The organism is Streptomyces sp. NPDC056883 (genome assembly GCF_042788835.1).
Classification (GTDB): domain Bacteria; phylum Actinomycetota; class Actinomycetes; order Streptomycetales; family Streptomycetaceae; genus Streptomyces; species Streptomyces stoeckheimensis.
In genome coordinates this window covers 57,426-74,113 of sequence record NZ_JBHUBS010000024.1, presented here as the reverse complement: position 1 = coordinate 74,113, position 16,688 = coordinate 57,426, and the positions used below count along the sequence as shown (strand labels likewise).

The following is a 16,688-nucleotide window of genomic DNA, read 5'->3' as shown; positions in this document are numbered from 1 at the left end:
GTGGACCGAGAAGAGGTGCGGGGGGGGGGGAGAGAAAATCCTTCGGAAAAAAACAAAGACGAAAGAGGGGGGGGGGGGGGGGGGCCCCCCCCCCCCCCCCCCCACCGCCCCACGGAACGGAGCATCATGCCCCGCGTCACCCGCCGGCACACCGTCGCCCACCACCTGGTCCAGGGCGGCCTCACCGACTTGCAGCTCACCGAGGCCGCACAGAAGAAGGACCGCCCCACCCTCTATCGCGCGGACGGCTTCGCCGTCCGCAGCCACTACGCGCCGGACGGCACCCTGCTCACCGTGGCTGGCGCCTACGGGCCGGACTGGGTCATGACCCGGGCCGAGATCCGCAACCGCCTCCAGCAGCCGTACATCCGGTACACCGTCACGGACGACGCCCCCGGCCTGGCCGACCACGAACAGCTTGTCCGCTGGGCCACCGCCGAGGAACTCCGGGCCCGCAAGCAGGCCGCGGCCGCGCGCCAGGCCCCGCTCGTCGCCCAACTGCGGCGCCAGCAGAGCGAACAGGCCGCGCAGGAAGCCGGGCAATCCTCCCTGTTCTGATCCCCGCCGGACCGCGCGCCGTCGTGGCGGCCCCGGCCACCCCCGTTCCCCGGGGGCCAGCGACCCGACCGCGCCAGCCCAGGGGGCGGACGCCGTTGAAAAGACCAGCTCAAGGGCCCCTTTCCACTAGGGGATCAGGGGTAAAGCTGGTAATGTTGAACTTGTTGGAAGGGGGTGGCACCCCGACCAACGCCACCACTCGAAACCCACACCACGAAGGGCAATACCCCGTGACCCAAACCCCTGTGAAGGGCACCATCGCCATCACCCACACACGCGCCGAAGGGACGATCCTCACCGGCTCCCGGAAGGGAGACGGCGTCTTCGAGATCGTGCGGAACCACAACTTCTGGTTCTCGCGCAACGTGGAGGGCCTCTACATCCGGCGCTCGCAGGACAAGGAGGCCGACCGCTGGCGCATCAACGCGGCGGCCGAAGCCCTGCGCGCCGCCGGGCATGAGGTGACTGTCGAGATCGACGAGGACACCCGCAGGTCCTTCGCGGAGGCCGAGGACGCCCGCGAGGAGCGCGCGGAGGACCGGGTCGAGCGGTACAGCGACCGCGCGGGCCGGGCCCTCGCCTCGGCTGACGCCCGGCGAGCGTCCGCCGACCAGATCTCGAAGCGCTTCGAGTTCGGCCAGCCGATCCTGGTTGGCCACCACAGCGAGGGCCGCGCCCGCCGTGATGCCGCGAAGATCGACACGAACATGCGCAAGTCCTTCGAGGAGCGCGACCGTGCGGCGTACTGGTCGGACCGGACCCGGGCGGCCGAGAACTACGCCCAGCACCGCAAGGACCCGTACCGCACTCTGCGGCGGCTGAAGCGCCTGGGTGCGGACCTGCGGGCGCAGGAGCGGCACCACGCGGAAGCGGTCGAGAAGGGCTACGACTCCGTCGACCGGCACGCCCGCCTCATCCTCGACCTGACGGAGGAGATCGCCCACTGGGAGAAGCACGTCGAGCGGGCGAAGGCGGAGGGCGTGAAGGTCTGGGGACCGGACGACTTCGCCCCCGGGGACTTCGTGCGCTACGGCAGCTCCTGGTACCAGGTGGCCCGGGTCAACCCCCAGACCCTTTCCATCGCCTGGAATTTGAGGCTGGCCGCGAAAAAGGTCATGAGCCTGGAAGACGCCACCTTCGACGGCGGCAGGGTCGGGACGCACCCCGCGGACTACACGCAGGTCCGGGCGCGATGCCCCGAGGAGGCGATGCGCGCCTTCCTCGCCGACGGCAAGGTGCCCGGCACCAAGTCAGCCGGCGAAGCCTCCGAAGCCGCCCCGCCCGGACCCATCCGCGAGGCCCAGGCCGCAGCCAAGAAGAACGCGCCGAAGAAGCGCACCGACCCGAAGATCCCGAAGCGGGTCAAGGTCGAATGCAGGTGGGACGCCACCGAGGCCACCCTGACGTGGCTCAACGGGAACAACCAGCCGCACAAGGCCCACCAGCCGATGACGATCACCGCGCCGGACGGTGTCAAGTTCACCGAATCGGTGTGGTCGAAGCCGCTGCTGGCCGAGGTCGACGCCGTGCTGACCGCCGCCGGGTTCGCGTACTCGGGCGGCGGGTGGAGCGGCGGCCCCGGGCGGGGCGTGGTGCGCGGCATCGCGCCCGCCCCGGCGGCCGAACCCGAGCCGCCCACGGCCGTCAAGCAGGAGCTGGCCGTTGAGGAGGCACCTGCGGTGCCCGCCCCCGCGCCGGATCTCGCCGCGCACCAGGAGCAGGGGGCCGAACAGGCCCCGGCTGACGAGGCGCAGGGTCCGCCGGCCCAGACGTGCCCCATGTGCCACTCCGACCGCTGGGACGCCGCGGCGCGCGTCTGCGCCCACTGCCACCACAACCCGAACGCGCGCCCGGCCGTTGCGCCCTCCACCCCGGCCGGGCAGGACTGGCTGGAGGAGCGAGCCCTGGTGTTCATCGTCTCGAAGAACACCCGACGGACCCGCAAGCGCGCCCTGTGGGCGATGACCCGCCGAGAGGCGCAAGCCGTCTGCGGCGACTCCCGCACGTCGGGCCGCTCGTACATGCTCACCTTCTCCGATCGCCCCGGCGTCGAGGGGGCCGACTGGGAGTGGGTCGCGGACAACGGGAGCCTTGACCGGGTCCTCGCGGACCTGGGCATCACCCCGGAACGCGAGTGGGCCGCCGCCCAGGAAGCCGGGGCCGCCGCCGCTGCGTAGGCGGCGCAGCCGGGGCCCGGCCGCGGAAATCAGCGGCCGGGCCCCGGCGTCCCACCTGAACGAGAGGGGCCCGCACCCCTAGTGAACACCCTTTAAAGATGGTAATATTGAGCTTGTTGGAAGGGGGTGGCACCCCGCCCAACACCACCACTCGAAACCCCCACCCCGGAGGTACTCCGTGCGCATCAAAACCGGCCAGTCGGCCACCGCCCGCCCCGTCGGCATCGCGCAGCGCATCGCCGACGTCGTGATCGACCTGGTGCGCTTCCTCGGGCCCGACCCGGCCGCCATCGTCCGCAAGGGCTGCCGCCCGTAGGGCCGACCCGCTCATACCCCGCCGGGGGCGGCGGTTGGCACCGCCCCCCCCGGCCCAGTCGAAACCCCGCCACCGAACCGGAGGAAGCGTGCTCACTCTCGAACCCGCCACCGTCGCGGCCATCTTCACCGCCGCAGCCTCAAGCCCGAACTGGCTGCGCACCAACCTCGGCCAGCGCGTCCACGTATCCCACGGCAGTGACACCTACTACGTCGAAATCGACCCCAGCGGCCGCTACTTCGCCCAGATCACCGGATGGGAGGGATACGGCGGCTCGGAGGGCGTCCGAGGCGCCAACGCCACCTTGGAGCAGCATCGAGCCCTGGTCGCCCAGGCCAACACACACGCCCCGTAGACGGCTCCACGCCGGGGGCGGCGGTTGGCACCGCCGCCCCCGGTCCCACTCGAAACCCGACCCGATACAAGGAGACCCACCACCCCATGACCCCCTCCGCCCCGTACGCTTTCGACTCCGTCGCCCTGACCGCGGCCTTGGAGGAGGCCCGCATCCGTGTTCACCGCGCGGAAGAACGCCACGTCCGCGTCGCGTGCGCGATCATCGCCGCAGCGGTCGGCGACATCCTCACCGAGCACCACCACGACGCAGCGTTCGACGCACACGCCCTGCGGCTCACCGTCAACGAGTACGACCAGGTGACCACCGACGGCACCTACTGGACCGCCTCCGGCCAGGAACGCCGCATCACCGACGTCCTCGACCTGTACGGCCTGGACGAGTGGGTGCACCACCTCGACCGCGACAACCGTTCCGTCTGGGAGCCCCTGTGCCACTACGAGCGCACGGAAGGCAAGACCGAGTACTACCGGCTCGACCTCGCCCAGGCCGCCGCGCTCCCCGCCGAGATCCAGAGCAGTGCCCGGGTCACCGAGATCCGTGACCGCCTGGCCGCCTCCACCCGCAGGCCCTGGTCCAGCGAGGAGTTCGTCTACAACGGCAACGGCGGACTCGTCAGCGCCGGGGACCCCGACGCCGTCCACACCGACTTCGTCGTCTCCGACGCCGACAACATCCGGGTGGCCGAGGTCGCCGTCAACTACGGGCCGGAGGACACGGAGACCCCCGAAGAGGACACCGCGCTCTCCCGCGCCAACGCCGACCTGATCACCCGCGCCCCCGACGACCTGGAGTTCCTGGTCGCCCACCTGACCCACCTGTGCGGGGGCGAGGACGCCGAGGCCCTGCACCTGCGCGGGTCCTGCGGACACTGCGGCACCGCCCTCTACACCTCCGCCCTGGAGCCCACCCCGGCGCCGCTGGACAGCGCCACCGCGTGCGAGAGCCGCCGTCTCCCCGGCGGCCGCACTCTCCAGCTCCAGCACGTCCTGCGCACCTGACCCGCCCCCGGGCCCACTCGAATCCCTACCGCACGAGGAGGAGCCGTGCCCGGCATCCGCTACACGCCCGACGGTGCCCTGATCCCCACCACCCCCGGGGCCCTACTGCATTGGGCCGCCGCGCACATTGCCCACGCCGGCCTCTACCAGAGCCGCCACCACCTGTACTCCGGCCCCGGCCGACTCATCCACCGGCGGTGCTCCGTCGGCGGCGCCGTCGACGTCGCCGCCGGCCGCGACCGCATGAGCCCCGACCGCACGTACGACATGGACGCCATCGCCGACACCCTCGAAGACGCCTACCGGATTCTGGCGGACCACCTGAACGGCACTCCCGTCCAGACCCCCGAGGGCGCCGACCCGAAGAGGTGGCGCCGGGTGATCGTCCACCAGTGGAGCCTGGCCCCCGGCCGCACCGCACAGGAGGCCGCCGCCGCGCTGCGCGTAGCGGCCGAGCTCGCCGACGCCGCGCACCGTCTCTTCTGAAGGCCCCTCCCCGGGGCGGCGGATGGCACCGCTACCCCGGGCCCCCTCGAAACCCGAACCCATCAAGAGGAGAACCCGACCGTGCACACCAGCACCCTGCCCGCCGCGAGGTCAGGGGAGGAGACCAGCACCCTTCGGTGCCCATGCTGCGGACTGCCCAAGCCCACCGTCTCCGGCGCCGTCATCAACCACCGCCCCACCCGCACCGCAACCGACGACTGCCCCGGCAGCGGCGCCCGTACCCGGGGACTGACCCGCGGAGCCCTCCCGTCGAAGGCCGAAGCCGACGCGCACCGCCCGCCGGGACCTTCCGAGCGCGCCCTGAACCCGGGGGCCGGCGCAGGCCCCGCCGCAGAGGACTCCGCGGCCCGCAGCATCGCCACCATCCGCGCCGCGTACGACCAGCAGCTCACCCTCTTCGACCGCGCCGCCGCAGTACGGCCCACGGCCCGGCCCGAGACCCGCCCCGGGCGCCGGCAGCGCACCCCGGCCGCAACCTCGGGAACTGACGCGAAGTGGGCCATCCTCCACGTCCGGCTCGGCTCGGAGATGTTCGCGATCCCGGACCGCCTGTTGCCCAGGTCCACCCCCGAGCAGACGGCTGCCGCGGAAGCCGAAGGCGCCATCCACTTCGACCTCACCCAGCCGCGCGACACCCGCGACGACCTCGCCCCGCCCGCCGTCGGCCGCCCCGTGGTGGTCATCCCGGGCAGCGCCCGCCAGAGGCCCCTGCCCGAGGGAGCCGACACTCTCCCCGCCGCCCAGCTCTACACCGGCCCGCTCTTCACGAGGTGCTACGAGGCTGCCCAGGCCATTCCTGGCGGAAGGGTCCTCTTCCTCAGCGCCGAGTACGGGCTGATCACCCCGGACACCCCGATCGCCCCGTACGAGAAGCGGCTGGACCCGCGGAGCGCCGACCACACCAAGCACCGCGCCCAGGCGGCCGCCATGGGCAGGCCGCTGCGCCACGCCCCCGAGGTGATCGCGCTCGCCGGACAGGACCACGCCGACGCCGCAGCGGCCATCTGGCCCCACCTGCTGCGCCCCCTCGCCGGGGCCGGCATCACGGCCCGGCTTCAGCGCCTCGCGCACATCGCCGCGGCCGCAGACCCCCGGGGAACCGCCCTGGACTACGCCGCCCAGGCGACCCGTCCGTAAACGGCGGCCGCGCCGACACCTGCTCGGCCGCTTCCCGCCCCGCGAACGCCCGACGGCCCGCACGCCGTCGGGCGACGGCCGCACCCCGCAGCACCCCCCGGCGCGCAGCGAACCCCGCCGCGCCGGCCGCCCGTCACCCACGACAAGGAGCACCCCCTGTCCACGCCCACGCCTGCCTTCCTCCCGCTGGAGGTGGTCAAGCCCGCGCCCTTCGGCGGCCGCCCGATGCGCGACGTCGTCCAGGAACTGCTCGACGAGATTCGTGAGCTCTACCGCGCCGACGGAGTGCCTTGGGTCGTCGGCTATTCCGGCGGCAAAGACAGCACCCTGGTTTTGATGCTGGTCTGGATGGCGCTGGCCGGTCTCCCCGCCGAGCAGCGCACCAAGACGGTGTACGTCATCAGCACGGACACTCTGGTGGAGAACCCGGTCGTCGCAGCCTGGGCGAACCGGTCGCTGGACGCGATGCGGGCCGCGGCCGCCGAGCAGGAGCTGCCCATCGAGCCGCACCGCCTCACGCCGGAGATCGAAGACACCTTCTGGGTCAACCTGATCGGCCGCGGCTACGCCGCCCCGAGACCGAAGTTCAGATGGTGCACGGAAAGGTTGAAGATTAAACCATCAAACGCGTTCATCAAGAACGTGGCCAGCAAGCACGGTCAGGTGATCCTCGTGCTCGGCATCCGCAAGACCGAGAGCCAGGCCCGCGGCCGCGCGATGCGGCGCCACGAGAAGGGCCGCGTCCGCGACCGGGTCAGCCCCCACGGCAGCCTCCCCAACTCCCTCGTCTACAGCCCCATCGAGGCCTTCGTCACCGACGAGGTCTGGATGGCGCTCATGCAGTACAAGAACCCCTGGGGGCACGACAACAAAGACCTCCTCGCGATGTACCGAGGAGCCTCCGACGACAACGAATGCCCCCTCGTCGTGGACACCTCCACCCCGAGCTGCGGCGACAGCCGCATGGGCTGCTGGACCTGCACCATGGTCGAACAGGACAAGAGCCTCGCCGCGATGGTCAGGAACGACGAAGAGCTGAGCTGGATGCGCCCGCTGCTCTCCCTGCGCAACGCGCTCGACATCGAGGACGACCGACACCTGCGCGACTTCCGCAAGATGAACGGCTCGCTCCTGATCCACCGCGACCGCCTGGTCCACGGGCCCTACCTCCAGAGCGCGAGGGAGGACTGGCTGCGTCGGCTGCTGCACGCCCAGACCTGGATTCGGGCGAAGGGTCCGGACTACGTCCGCGACCTCAACCTGATCACCCTCGACGAATTGCACCTGATCCGCCGCCTCTGGGTGTTCGACAAGCACGAGGTCGAGGACACCCTGCCGGTGATCTACGAGGAAGAGACCGGCGAACCGTTCCCCGGCCGCCCGCTGGACGATTCGCTCAGCTACAACGCCGCCCAGTCGATGACCGACGTTCTCCGGGAGGTCTGCGGCGAGGATGAACAGCACTACCTCCTCCTCCGCGCCCTGCTGGAGACCGACCGCACCTACAACACGACGCAGCGCCGCGCCGGCCTGCTCGGCGCGCTGGAAGACGTCCTGAAGAAGCACAGCTTCGACAACGAGGAACAGGCCCTCGCCTTCGCCCAGTCGCGCAGGGCCGCGCAGCGCGCACCCGAAGGACAGCAGCCGCTGTTCTGAGCGCGCCCGCGGGCCGCCGCCGGTCCCCGGCGGCGGCCCGCGCCGGCATCTGTCCCGGTACACGACTTCCCACGCATGGCCCAAGTGCGGTATTTTTTTCAATGTTGGCTAGGGTGGCACCTGGCCGGCATCGCCTGTGCCATCTCGAAACCCTTACCAAGGAGCACCACAACCCATGATTCCCGACGGAGTTACCCCGGCCGACGACAAGATCGCCGCGGAGATCTTCGGTGTCAGCGTCGGCTACTGGCAGGACCGCAAGCACTGGACGAAGATCCGCGGCCTGAAGCTGCTCAACCGCAAGGGGAGCCGCCGGCGCCTCTACTCCAAGGAGCAGCTGCTTGCCGCCCGCCTGGAGGAGGAGCGCGCCAAGGCTGTCAACGAAGTGCCGCGGTACGACCTGCCTCCCGTGCCGGCCGGAGAGCACCCCGATGACCTCCTCGACCTGGAGGAGTCCCTCTACGCGCTCCCCGAAGACCGGCGGGTCACTGTTCCCACCTGGAAGGGCTACCGGTTCGGCACGAAGACGCGCCTTCCTGAGCCCGACTTCAACCTCGGCGGCGAGAAGGGGGAAGACGGTGAGATCGTCGGCGGTGAGGACTTCTGGCGCCGGCGCACCATCCTCGACTGGGACGCCAACCGCAAGGGCCCTGGTAACCCCCTGGGCCGCCCGGTCGGCATCAAGGAAGCGCATTCCCGCCCCCTGAACCCGCAGGCCGAGGAGCGTCGGGAACGGGCCCGCCAGATGCTGAAGGAGCACCCCACCACGCTCACGGCAAAAATGCTTGCCGAGGACCTCGGCGTGCACCCGGTACACGCCGAGCGCATCCTCCGTACGGCTCGTCTGGAGAAGGTCAGCGAGCTCTTGGCCGCCAAGCCGGACCTGACCGTCGAGGACGTCCAGCGCGAGACCGGCCTCTCGGTCACCTCGCACGCCCGCAAGCTGCTCGACGAGGCCCGCCAGGCCGGCGCCGAATCGCAGTGAACCCCGCTCGTCGAGCCCTGGCAGGATGAAGATCGCCAGAGCGGGACGAGCGGGGGAGCAGCAGTATGGACAGGGACGCCGAGCGGGCGCTGGCGTACATCGCCGAGCGCAGCATTCTTGTCCCGCACGGGTGCAGGTACTGGCTCCGGAGTCTCACCACGGACGGCTACGCCAAGGCCGTCGTGACCGAAGACGGACGGGAGCGGACCGTGCGGGTGCACCGGTGGCTGATGGAGCAGGTGCACGGCCCGATCCCCGCACGTTCTATCACCGCACACAGCTGCAACGAGTCGCTGTGCGTCGAGCTTGACCACCTGTCGAATGCGACGCAGCGTACGAACATGAGGCAGATGTCGGACCAGGGTCGCTCCGCCGGCCGGGCGCACCTCGGACATGCCGACACCCGCGGCTCACTGGGCCGGGCACAGGCGCTCCAGGGCGCCCTTCGGGAAGGGCTGGACTTGGAAGCGCTTGCCGCCGCGATGCTGGAGGGGGAAGCGCGTCCGCGTGTACGCAAGGCCCTCGAAGGCGGCTACGACGCGAAGGCGTACCTGGACGCCGTGCGCGCCTCTGACCCGAGCGCCGCGAGGATGGCGCTCTTCCCGGCAGACACCGACATCGGTGATGCCGTTGATGAGATCGAAGGTCAGATCGCGTTGTTCTAATCGCGCCACCTGCACAACGCCGAGGGCCCCGGCCTGGAGGATCAGATTCGATCCTCCAGGCCGGGGCTCTCGGCGTTGCTGGGTTGTCAGCCTGTCGGCCCTGGCGGAAGGGTCGCGTCCTGGAAGTTCTCCGGTGAGCCTTCCTGAGCCGGCACTGCGGGCGATCCACCAGGAGGCGGGAAGTCGTACGACTCCGTCGGCGCGGCCGTCTCTGTCGCGGGGGCCGCAGCGTCTGGCTCGTCGACGGACGGCGCCGACGGAGCGGCCGCATCGTCCGTCGTCGCGGGGGCGGCGGCCGTCCCGGTGACATTGTCGGCAGAACTCTCGGCGAGGGCCGCCACCGTCTGCTCGAACGACCTCTTCGCCACCCGGACCTGACCCACCGACATGCCCAGCCGTTCGGAAACCTCCTGGGCGGGAATCTCGGTGTCGAGCATCTCCACCACGAGCGCGTCGAGCTTCTGCCGCTTCTCGCCCAGCTGGCTGTTCCGCTCCTCGCGGAGCTTGGCGACGCGACGCTCGGTCTCCTCGTCGAAGTCGTCGATCTCTTCCTGGATCAGGATCGCTGCCTCGGCGATGCGAAGGCGCTCGTCCTCCAGCTCCCGGAACCGCGCCGCCTTCTCCCGCGCGGCCTCCCTCGCCAGCACTGCCTTCGACCTGCGTTGCGGCTTCTGCGTCATGTGCTGCTGCACCTCCGTGTCGTGTGACTGCACGGCTCATTCTGCCTGCCGCGCTCCGCCTTCCCGTGGCCGCCCGCTCGGCGCCTCCGCGTGGCGGAGTCGAGAGCCGATCCGGGGTGATGCGGCCGAAGATGCACCCGCACCGCCGGTGACGGTACAGGTGGAGGCCAGGGCGTGAGCGCGGACGAGCTCTCACGGCAGCGCGCGGGCACGTGCGCTGATCCTGGCGGAAGGGTGCACGCCGCGCCGCAGGCGCGAGGTGCGTTCTCGCGCCGGCCGCGCGAGGCGGTCCGGTGCAGCGGGCCGTGCAGCAGCACCGCCCTTGACGAAGTGGGGCGGTGATGCGGGGGAGTACACGCGCCGCCGCACCGGCTCCGCCGGTGCGGCGGCGCCGGGGTGCGGCGGGCGGGTGCACCGGTGACGCTGGAGGTACCGCATGTGAAGGAGCGCGGTCCGATGCGGAGCAACTGCATCGCGGCCGCACCGACATCGTCGGTGCGGCCGCATCCACCTGCACCGAGCGAGCGCATGGGTCCGCCCGCCGGTACTGCACGTATGACGCACCGCCGCGAGGCTCACGAGCGGCGAAGCGCTGCGGGAGCGATACGCCAGGTCGTCTCGGCTCAGCACCTGACGCGTCCACAGGTGACGCCGCAGGTACGCCTTTCCACAGCCATGTCCGGAGGACCTGACTATGGAAAGCCGCCAGACGAAGTCTGTGACCGTCCTGCTCTTTCAGCACGTCGCCGTCCAGCCTCACCGTGATCGTCGCAAGCTCCTCCACGTCTCGTCTGGACGCGCAACGCGCTTCAAGATCATTACGGTCACACCTCTTGCATTATGAATGTCCCAGGTAAGATCCATCGCATGATGACCGTCCACAAGCTCAGCGCTGGGGACGGGTATGCCTACTACATCAGCGAGACCGTGAGCGCCGACCAGCAGCGCGAACGGGGTCAAGAGCTGGGCGATTACTACACCGCCAGCGGCAATCCGCCCGGCCTCTGGATGGGCTCCGGTATCCAAGCCCTGGGCGTCTCAGGCAACGTCAGCGAAGCGCAGATGAAGGCGCTTTACGGTGAGGGACTCCACCCGGATGCGGACCGCATCATCGCCGAACGCATCGCCGCTGGAGAGACGACGAAGCAGGCGATGCGGGCCGCGAAGCTGGGCCGCAAGTACATGACGTTCGTCGAGAAGGACACCCCGTTCGGGCGCAAGCTCAACGAGGAGATGGAGACCTTCAAGCGGCTGCACCACCGGGAGCCGAACGCGAAGGAGCGGGCCGAGCTCCGGGGCAAGGCCGGGGCAGTGCGCTTCCGTTCGGAGCACGGGCGCAGCCCTGCATCGAAGGAAGAACTGGGCCGGTTCATCAAGGAGCAGGAGGGCGGCAAGCAGCGCAATGCAGTCGCCGGATACGACCTGGTTTTCAGTGCACCGAAGTCCGTCAGCGTCCTGTGGGGACTCGGGGACGACGGTGTACGCAAGCTAGTTGAGCAGGCCCACGTGCAGGCCCTCACCGAGACCCTGGAGTGGCTGGAGCAGAAGGCCGCGATGACCCGCACGGGCACCAACGGCATCGCCCAGGAGGACATCGCCGGCGGACTCATCGCGACCCGATTCCGGCACTACAGCAACCGTCTCGGACAGGCCATGCTCCACGACCACCTCGTGGTCAGTAACAAGGTCCAGGGGCGTGACGGCAAGTGGCGCGCACTGGACGGGCAACTGCTGTTCATGCAGGGCGTGGCCGCCAGCGAGCTCTACAACCAGCGCGTCGTCGAGGGCGTGTGCGAGCGTCTCGGCCTGCGTGCCGAAGCCCGCGAGGTCACCCCCGGAAAGCGTCCGGTCATGGAGATCGCGGGCATCGGCCTGGACCTGATGGAAGCTCACTCCGGCCGGGCCATCTCCATCAAGGAGCGCACCGCCGAGCTGGTCGAGGAGTACCGCGAGCGACACGGCTACGAGCCGTCGAACAAGGCCCTGCTCGCCATTACACAGCAGGCAACGCTCGACACGCGACCGGACAAGGAAGCGGCCCAGCCTCTGTCCGACCTCCGTGACGAATGGCGCCAGCAGGCCATCGAGGCGTTCGGCTCCGCACGGATCGACGGCCTGCTCGAAACCGCCCGATCGGCGGCCGCCCAGGCCCGGCCCAGTGCCGAAGCCGTGCCCCATCTCGACATCGACAAGGCCGCGCGGGAGGTCCTGGAAACCGTCTCCGATCACCGCAGCGTGTGGGGCCGCAGGCAGGTGCTCGCCGAGGCCCGCCGGTGGGTCCTCCAGGCCACGACAGGCGCCGCACCCGGCGGCGATCTGGCCGATCGGATCACGGCCCGGGTCCTGGGAAACCAGAGCATCGACATCACCCCGCCGGACCTGAACCCGACGTTCTCGCCCCTCACCAGGGACGACGGCAGCAGCATCTACCGGCGCCGCGAGAGCGAGCTCTACACGAGCGCGGCAGTCCTCGCGGCCGAGGACCGGATCGTCGCCGCTGCCCGCACACGCGTGATCCCCGCCGTGTCCAGCGAGGTGTACGCGGCGGTCGAGGCGGCCTACCAGGAAGCTAACCCGAACCGCCGCCTGGACGCCGGACAGCGCGCCCTCGCCCGGACCTTCGCGACGTCCGAGCGTCTCGTCGCGGCGGGCATCGGGCCCGCCGGCGCGGGCAAGACGACCGCCATGAAGGTGGCCGCCGACGCAGTACGCGCCAGCGGCGGCCGCGTCATCGGCATGGGCCCGTCCGCCCGCGCCGCCGCAGAGCTTTCCGCCGGTCTGGAGGCGCCCGCGTTCGTGGTGCACGACTGGCTCGGTGCCCGCGAGCGCGCCCAGGCGGGCAAGCGCATCGGACCCGAATACGACCTCGGCCCCGGAGACGTCATCATCGTCGATGAAGCGGGCATGGCAGGCAGCAAGCGCCTGGCCGCCGTCATCGCGGAAGCCGAGCGTGCAGGCGCGCTCGTGCGCCTGATCGGAGACCCCTTCCAGCTGTCCTCCGTGGAGAGCGGCGGTGCCCTGCGCCTCTTGGCGAACACCACCGACGTGGTCGAGCTGGAGAGCGTGCACCGGTTCCGCACACCCGGCGAAGCCGCCGCATCTCTGACCCTCCGCAACGGAGAGCCCGACACCGCTTGGACCTGGTACCTGGACAACAGCCGCGTCGTGGCCGGCACCCGGGAGCAGATGGTCCACCAGATCTTCGCTGACTGGCAGGGCGACATCGAGGCCGGGCGAACCGCCCTGATGATGGCCGACGACAACGCGAGCGTCGCCGAACTGAACGCGCTCGCCCAGGCGTACCGGATGGGTGCCGGACAGCTCGACACGAGCCGCACCGTGGCCGTGCGCGAGGGCGTCGAAGCCCACCGTGGCGACCTGATCGTCACCAGGAAGAACGCCCGCACCAACCTGCTCAGGAGCGGAAAGGACTTCGTCAAGAACGGTGATCAGTGGATGATCACCAGGGTCCTGGACAACGGGGACGTCGAGGTCCGCCACACCGACCACGGCGGCCGCACCGTGCTGCCCGCCGAGTACGTTGCCAAGCACGTCGAGCTGGGCTACGCGAGCACGGGCCACCGCGGCCAGGGAGCCACCGTCGACACTGGAAGCGGCCTTCTCACCCGCCGCACCGCGCGGGAATCCGCGTACGTCCAAACCACCCGCGGACGCCAGGAGAACCGCATCTACGTTGTGCTCGACGAGGGCATGACGATGCGCGACGTCCTCGACACCATCGCCCGGAACTCCCAGGCGTCCGTGTCCGCCACCGAGGCCATCCGAGCCGAGCAGGACCGGGCATGGGGCATCGGCCAGCTGTCCGCCGAGTACACCGACGTGCACGCCCGCGCCCTGTCCCTGCGCTACCAGAGCATGGCCCGCAACGTTCTTGGAATGGGCGCCGAGTCGATCATCGCTGAGGACGCGTGGCCCGCAGTCGAGCGTGCCCTGCGCGACGCCGAGCGTCTCGGGTTCGCGCCCGAACGCATCCTGTCCGCCGCCTTCCACGAGCGGGATTTCGCGGACGCCGAGGACAACGCCGCCGTGCTGAGCTGGCGCATCGACAACCACGTGGAAGAGGCCCGCGACACCCTGCGCCGCCTGGCGGAGCAGGGCGCCACCCGTCCACTGAAGGACCTCACCGACGTACAACTGGACAGCCTCGCGGAGCGGGCTGGAGAGCGCCGTACCCAGGCACTGGACGAGCTGCGCCGCGCAGATGCCCGGGTGGCCAGCCAGCCCCGTCCGGTCGTCGTCGACGGCATGCCGGCCCCGGCTTGGCCCGGCCGAGAGCACGGTGATCTCACCCGTGCGCAGCTCTCCCAGGCCATCGCCCAGGCCCGACGTGACGGCCGGACGGCGGGCCGGGAAGGCGACCGGGAAGAAGCCCGCGCGGCCGCCCTGCGGCTCGGTTCGCTGAAGGAGGAGCAACGCCTTCGCTCCTCAATGGACTGGCGTGACCGCGCCCGCGAGGAGTGGCAGCGCGAGCCTGGCACGGGCCACGCACACACCGCGGGCATGGACGGCGAGAGCGTCGCCACCGAGATGCGGGCCAACCTCTACGTCCAGGACGAGGCACGCCAGAAACTGGACCGTGCCGCGGTCGTCGACCAGCGGGTACAGGCCGAACAGCGCCTGCGCCGGCTGCTGCCCGACGGCCCTGCCCCGACCCCGGACAACGCCGGGCCGGTGCCGGAGTGGCTTACCCCGCGCGAAGTCGAGCGCGACCAGCACACCCCCATGGCGTGGCTAGAGCACCTGGACGCCCGTCGGCAGGTCATCGACGCCCGCCTGGTGCAGACTGGCCAGGCCCTCGCCGCCGACCCGCCCGCCTGGGCCAAGGCCCTCGGGCCGGTCCCCTCGCCGGGCACCGAGCTGCGCGAGCAGTGGGAGAGGACCGCCGCCCTCGCGGACGCGTGGAGGACTCAGCGTCAGCTACGCGACTCCGAGAACGGCATCGGCGGCCAGCCTCTTGGGGGCCGGGATGCCGACGCCTGGCAGGTCCTCAACGACCAGGTCGCCGAGATGGGGCGCCGGGCCCGCGCCACCGAGGCCGCCGCCCGCCGGGGCGACGCACTCGCCGATACGTGGACGACCCCGGACACCACCACTGCCCAGGACACGGCCCCCGCAACCGCGCCCGTCGCGGTCGCCGAGGAGAGCATCGAGCAGAGGGAGACCCTCATGGAAGAAGGGGAGGATCTGGCCCTCACGCCCGAGCTCGGTCAGGCGGTCCAGCTGGAGAACGATCGCACCGAGGCAGACGAGCAGGTGGTCCAGGGCGAGCCTGATGAGGCGATCCGCGAAGACGAGCAGTTGCACGAACCGGCCGCCGAGACGAACCTCCAGGAGGTCGACGAGGCGGTAGCCGAGCCTGCCGCGGAAGAAGCGCAGGCCGTCGAGGACACATTGGCCGAGGTGGATCGTGAGGACGAGCAGCTGTCCGAACCGGCCGCCGAGGCGGAGGCCCCGGAAGCCGAGGAGGCGGTGGTCGAGCCTGCCATCGAGGACGAGCTGGCCGAATCGGCCGCCGACGTCGACCCGCCGACGGTCGACGAGCCGGCCGAGGAAGCGGAGCCCGTACGGGCCGAGGACGCGCAGGGTGAGGACGCCCAGGTTGATCCGCCCGCGCCGGATCTGACCGTTGCCGAGGAGGAGCGGCGGCAGCAGTTCGCGCCCGCGCCCGAGGCGGATGTGATCCGTACCGACGACCAGGCAGTCACCGAGGAGCCGCAGCGCAAGGACGAGGAGGGACGAGAGGAAGCCGCCCCGGCCGTAGCCACCTGGGAGACGCGCCCGTACGGCAACCTGTCCGACTCCGACCTCTCCAACACCCTGGCCCAGACCGTTGAGGCAGCCGAAGCCGCCCAGGAGCAGGCAGCTGCCCAGGAAGCGCGCGCCGCTGAGCTTCTTGCCGCCGTCGCACCCGGTGGCCCGGTGGAGCAGAACGTCAATGAGCGCGCTGAACGTGTCCAGGCCATCCAGGACCTTCGGGCGGCGCCGGTACGCCTGGAGCAGCTGAGCCGCCAGGCGGAGCAGCAGCGCGAACAGATCCGTGGCATCGAGGCCCGGCTGGAGGAGAAGCGGCTGGGCAGGAACATGGTGCGCGGCGAGGAGCGGCAGCAGATGGAGACGAACCTGACCCGTCTGCGCTCGGCGGCCACGGACACGACCGCCGAGATCGCGAGCGTACGCCGCGAGGAGGAGGAAAGCCGCAGGACAGCGGGCAGCCCGGCCGAACACGACCGGGTTCTGTCCGACTGGGAGAAGGCCGGGGGATCGAGGGAGGCGGTGCTGGAGCGGACCGCAGCCGCGCGTCAGCGCCGTGCGGACAACGCGCTCGCGGAGGCCGGCACGGCACGCAGCCGTGTGGGCCAGCTCGACGGCGCCGCCGCGCAGATCCGGCAGGAGATGAACCTGCGCGATGCCCAGCCGTACACGCAGCGCGTAGCCGAGGACGCCCAGCGCATCCAGGTACAGCAGCAGGCCATGGCCGCCGAGCAGCAGCGGCAGCAACAGCAGCAGGGCCCGCAGATGCCGGGGCCGGATCAGGGCCCGAGCCGGGGCACGCCGAAGGCGTAGCGCAACGAGGCGGCGCCCCACCGAACTTCGGTGGGGCGCCGCCCTCGTTGCGCTGGGGGGAGTCGT

12 protein-coding genes are annotated in these 16,688 nt (G+C 70.9%); 11 read left to right on the top strand and 1 reads right to left on the bottom strand.

Going from position 1 to position 16,688, the window contains the following annotated elements; translation table 11 throughout:
* The first annotated feature begins 126 nt into the window (after positions 1 to 126).
* From ACFRU2_RS37345 to ACFRU2_RS37300, 10 genes are all read left to right on the top strand, one after another.
* Entirely contained in the window at positions 127 to 558 is a 432-nt protein-coding gene (locus ACFRU2_RS37345) for a hypothetical protein (protein WP_382980678.1), read from the top strand.
* Positions 559 to 788: 230 nt separating this feature from the next.
* Positions 789 to 2,735 carry a DUF3560 domain-containing protein gene (locus ACFRU2_RS37340; RefSeq protein ID WP_382980677.1) on the top strand — a complete coding sequence of 649 codons (1,947 nt, stop codon included), beginning with the start codon at positions 789 to 791 and terminating at the stop codon, positions 2,733 to 2,735.
* Positions 2,736 to 2,913: 178 nt separating this feature from the next.
* Positions 2,914 to 3,051, top strand: a complete 138-nt coding sequence (locus tag ACFRU2_RS37335) for a hypothetical protein (RefSeq protein ID WP_382980676.1) — start codon at positions 2,914 to 2,916, stop codon at positions 3,049 to 3,051.
* An 88-nt stretch (positions 3,052 to 3,139) separates the two neighbouring features.
* Positions 3,140 to 3,406, top strand: a complete 267-nt coding sequence (locus ACFRU2_RS37330) for a hypothetical protein (RefSeq protein WP_382980674.1) — start codon at positions 3,140 to 3,142, stop codon at positions 3,404 to 3,406.
* Positions 3,407 to 3,492: 86 nt separating this feature from the next.
* A complete protein-coding gene (locus tag ACFRU2_RS37325; RefSeq protein WP_382980673.1) occupies positions 3,493 to 4,407 on the top strand; it encodes a hypothetical protein in 915 nt (304 codons plus the stop codon).
* A gap of 45 nt (positions 4,408 to 4,452) precedes the next feature.
* On the top strand, positions 4,453 to 4,893 hold the full coding sequence (locus tag ACFRU2_RS37320; protein ID WP_382980671.1) for a DUF6197 family protein: 441 nt from the start codon (positions 4,453 to 4,455) through the stop codon (positions 4,891 to 4,893).
* An 81-nt stretch (positions 4,894 to 4,974) separates the two neighbouring features.
* Positions 4,975 to 6,051 (top strand): DUF6884 domain-containing protein, encoded by a 1,077-nt coding sequence (locus ACFRU2_RS37315; protein ID WP_382980670.1) that lies wholly within the window; start codon positions 4,975 to 4,977, stop codon positions 6,049 to 6,051.
* Between the two features lie 192 nt (positions 6,052 to 6,243).
* Positions 6,244 to 7,707, top strand: coding sequence for a DNA phosphorothioation system sulfurtransferase DndC (gene dndC, locus ACFRU2_RS37310; protein WP_382980668.1), 1,464 nt, complete (start codon positions 6,244 to 6,246; stop codon positions 7,705 to 7,707).
* A gap of 175 nt (positions 7,708 to 7,882) precedes the next feature.
* A complete protein-coding gene (locus ACFRU2_RS37305) occupies positions 7,883 to 8,692 on the top strand; it encodes a hypothetical protein (protein ID WP_382980666.1) in 810 nt (269 codons plus the stop codon).
* A gap of 65 nt (positions 8,693 to 8,757) precedes the next feature.
* Positions 8,758 to 9,357 (top strand): HNH endonuclease, encoded by a 600-nt coding sequence (locus ACFRU2_RS37300; protein WP_382980664.1) that lies wholly within the window; start codon positions 8,758 to 8,760, stop codon positions 9,355 to 9,357.
* 86 nt (positions 9,358 to 9,443) lie between these two features.
* Here the strand turns inward: ACFRU2_RS37300 and ACFRU2_RS37295 are convergent, their stop codons facing one another.
* Positions 9,444 to 10,037 (bottom strand): hypothetical protein, encoded by a 594-nt coding sequence (locus ACFRU2_RS37295; protein WP_382980662.1) that lies wholly within the window; start codon positions 10,035 to 10,037, stop codon positions 9,444 to 9,446.
* Positions 10,038 to 10,904: 867 nt separating this feature from the next.
* Between ACFRU2_RS37295 and mobF the strand changes: the two genes are divergently transcribed.
* Positions 10,905 to 16,622, top strand: a complete 5,718-nt coding sequence (gene mobF / locus ACFRU2_RS37290) for a MobF family relaxase (RefSeq protein WP_382980660.1) — start codon at positions 10,905 to 10,907, stop codon at positions 16,620 to 16,622.
* Positions 16,623 to 16,688: the final 66 nt, after the last annotated feature.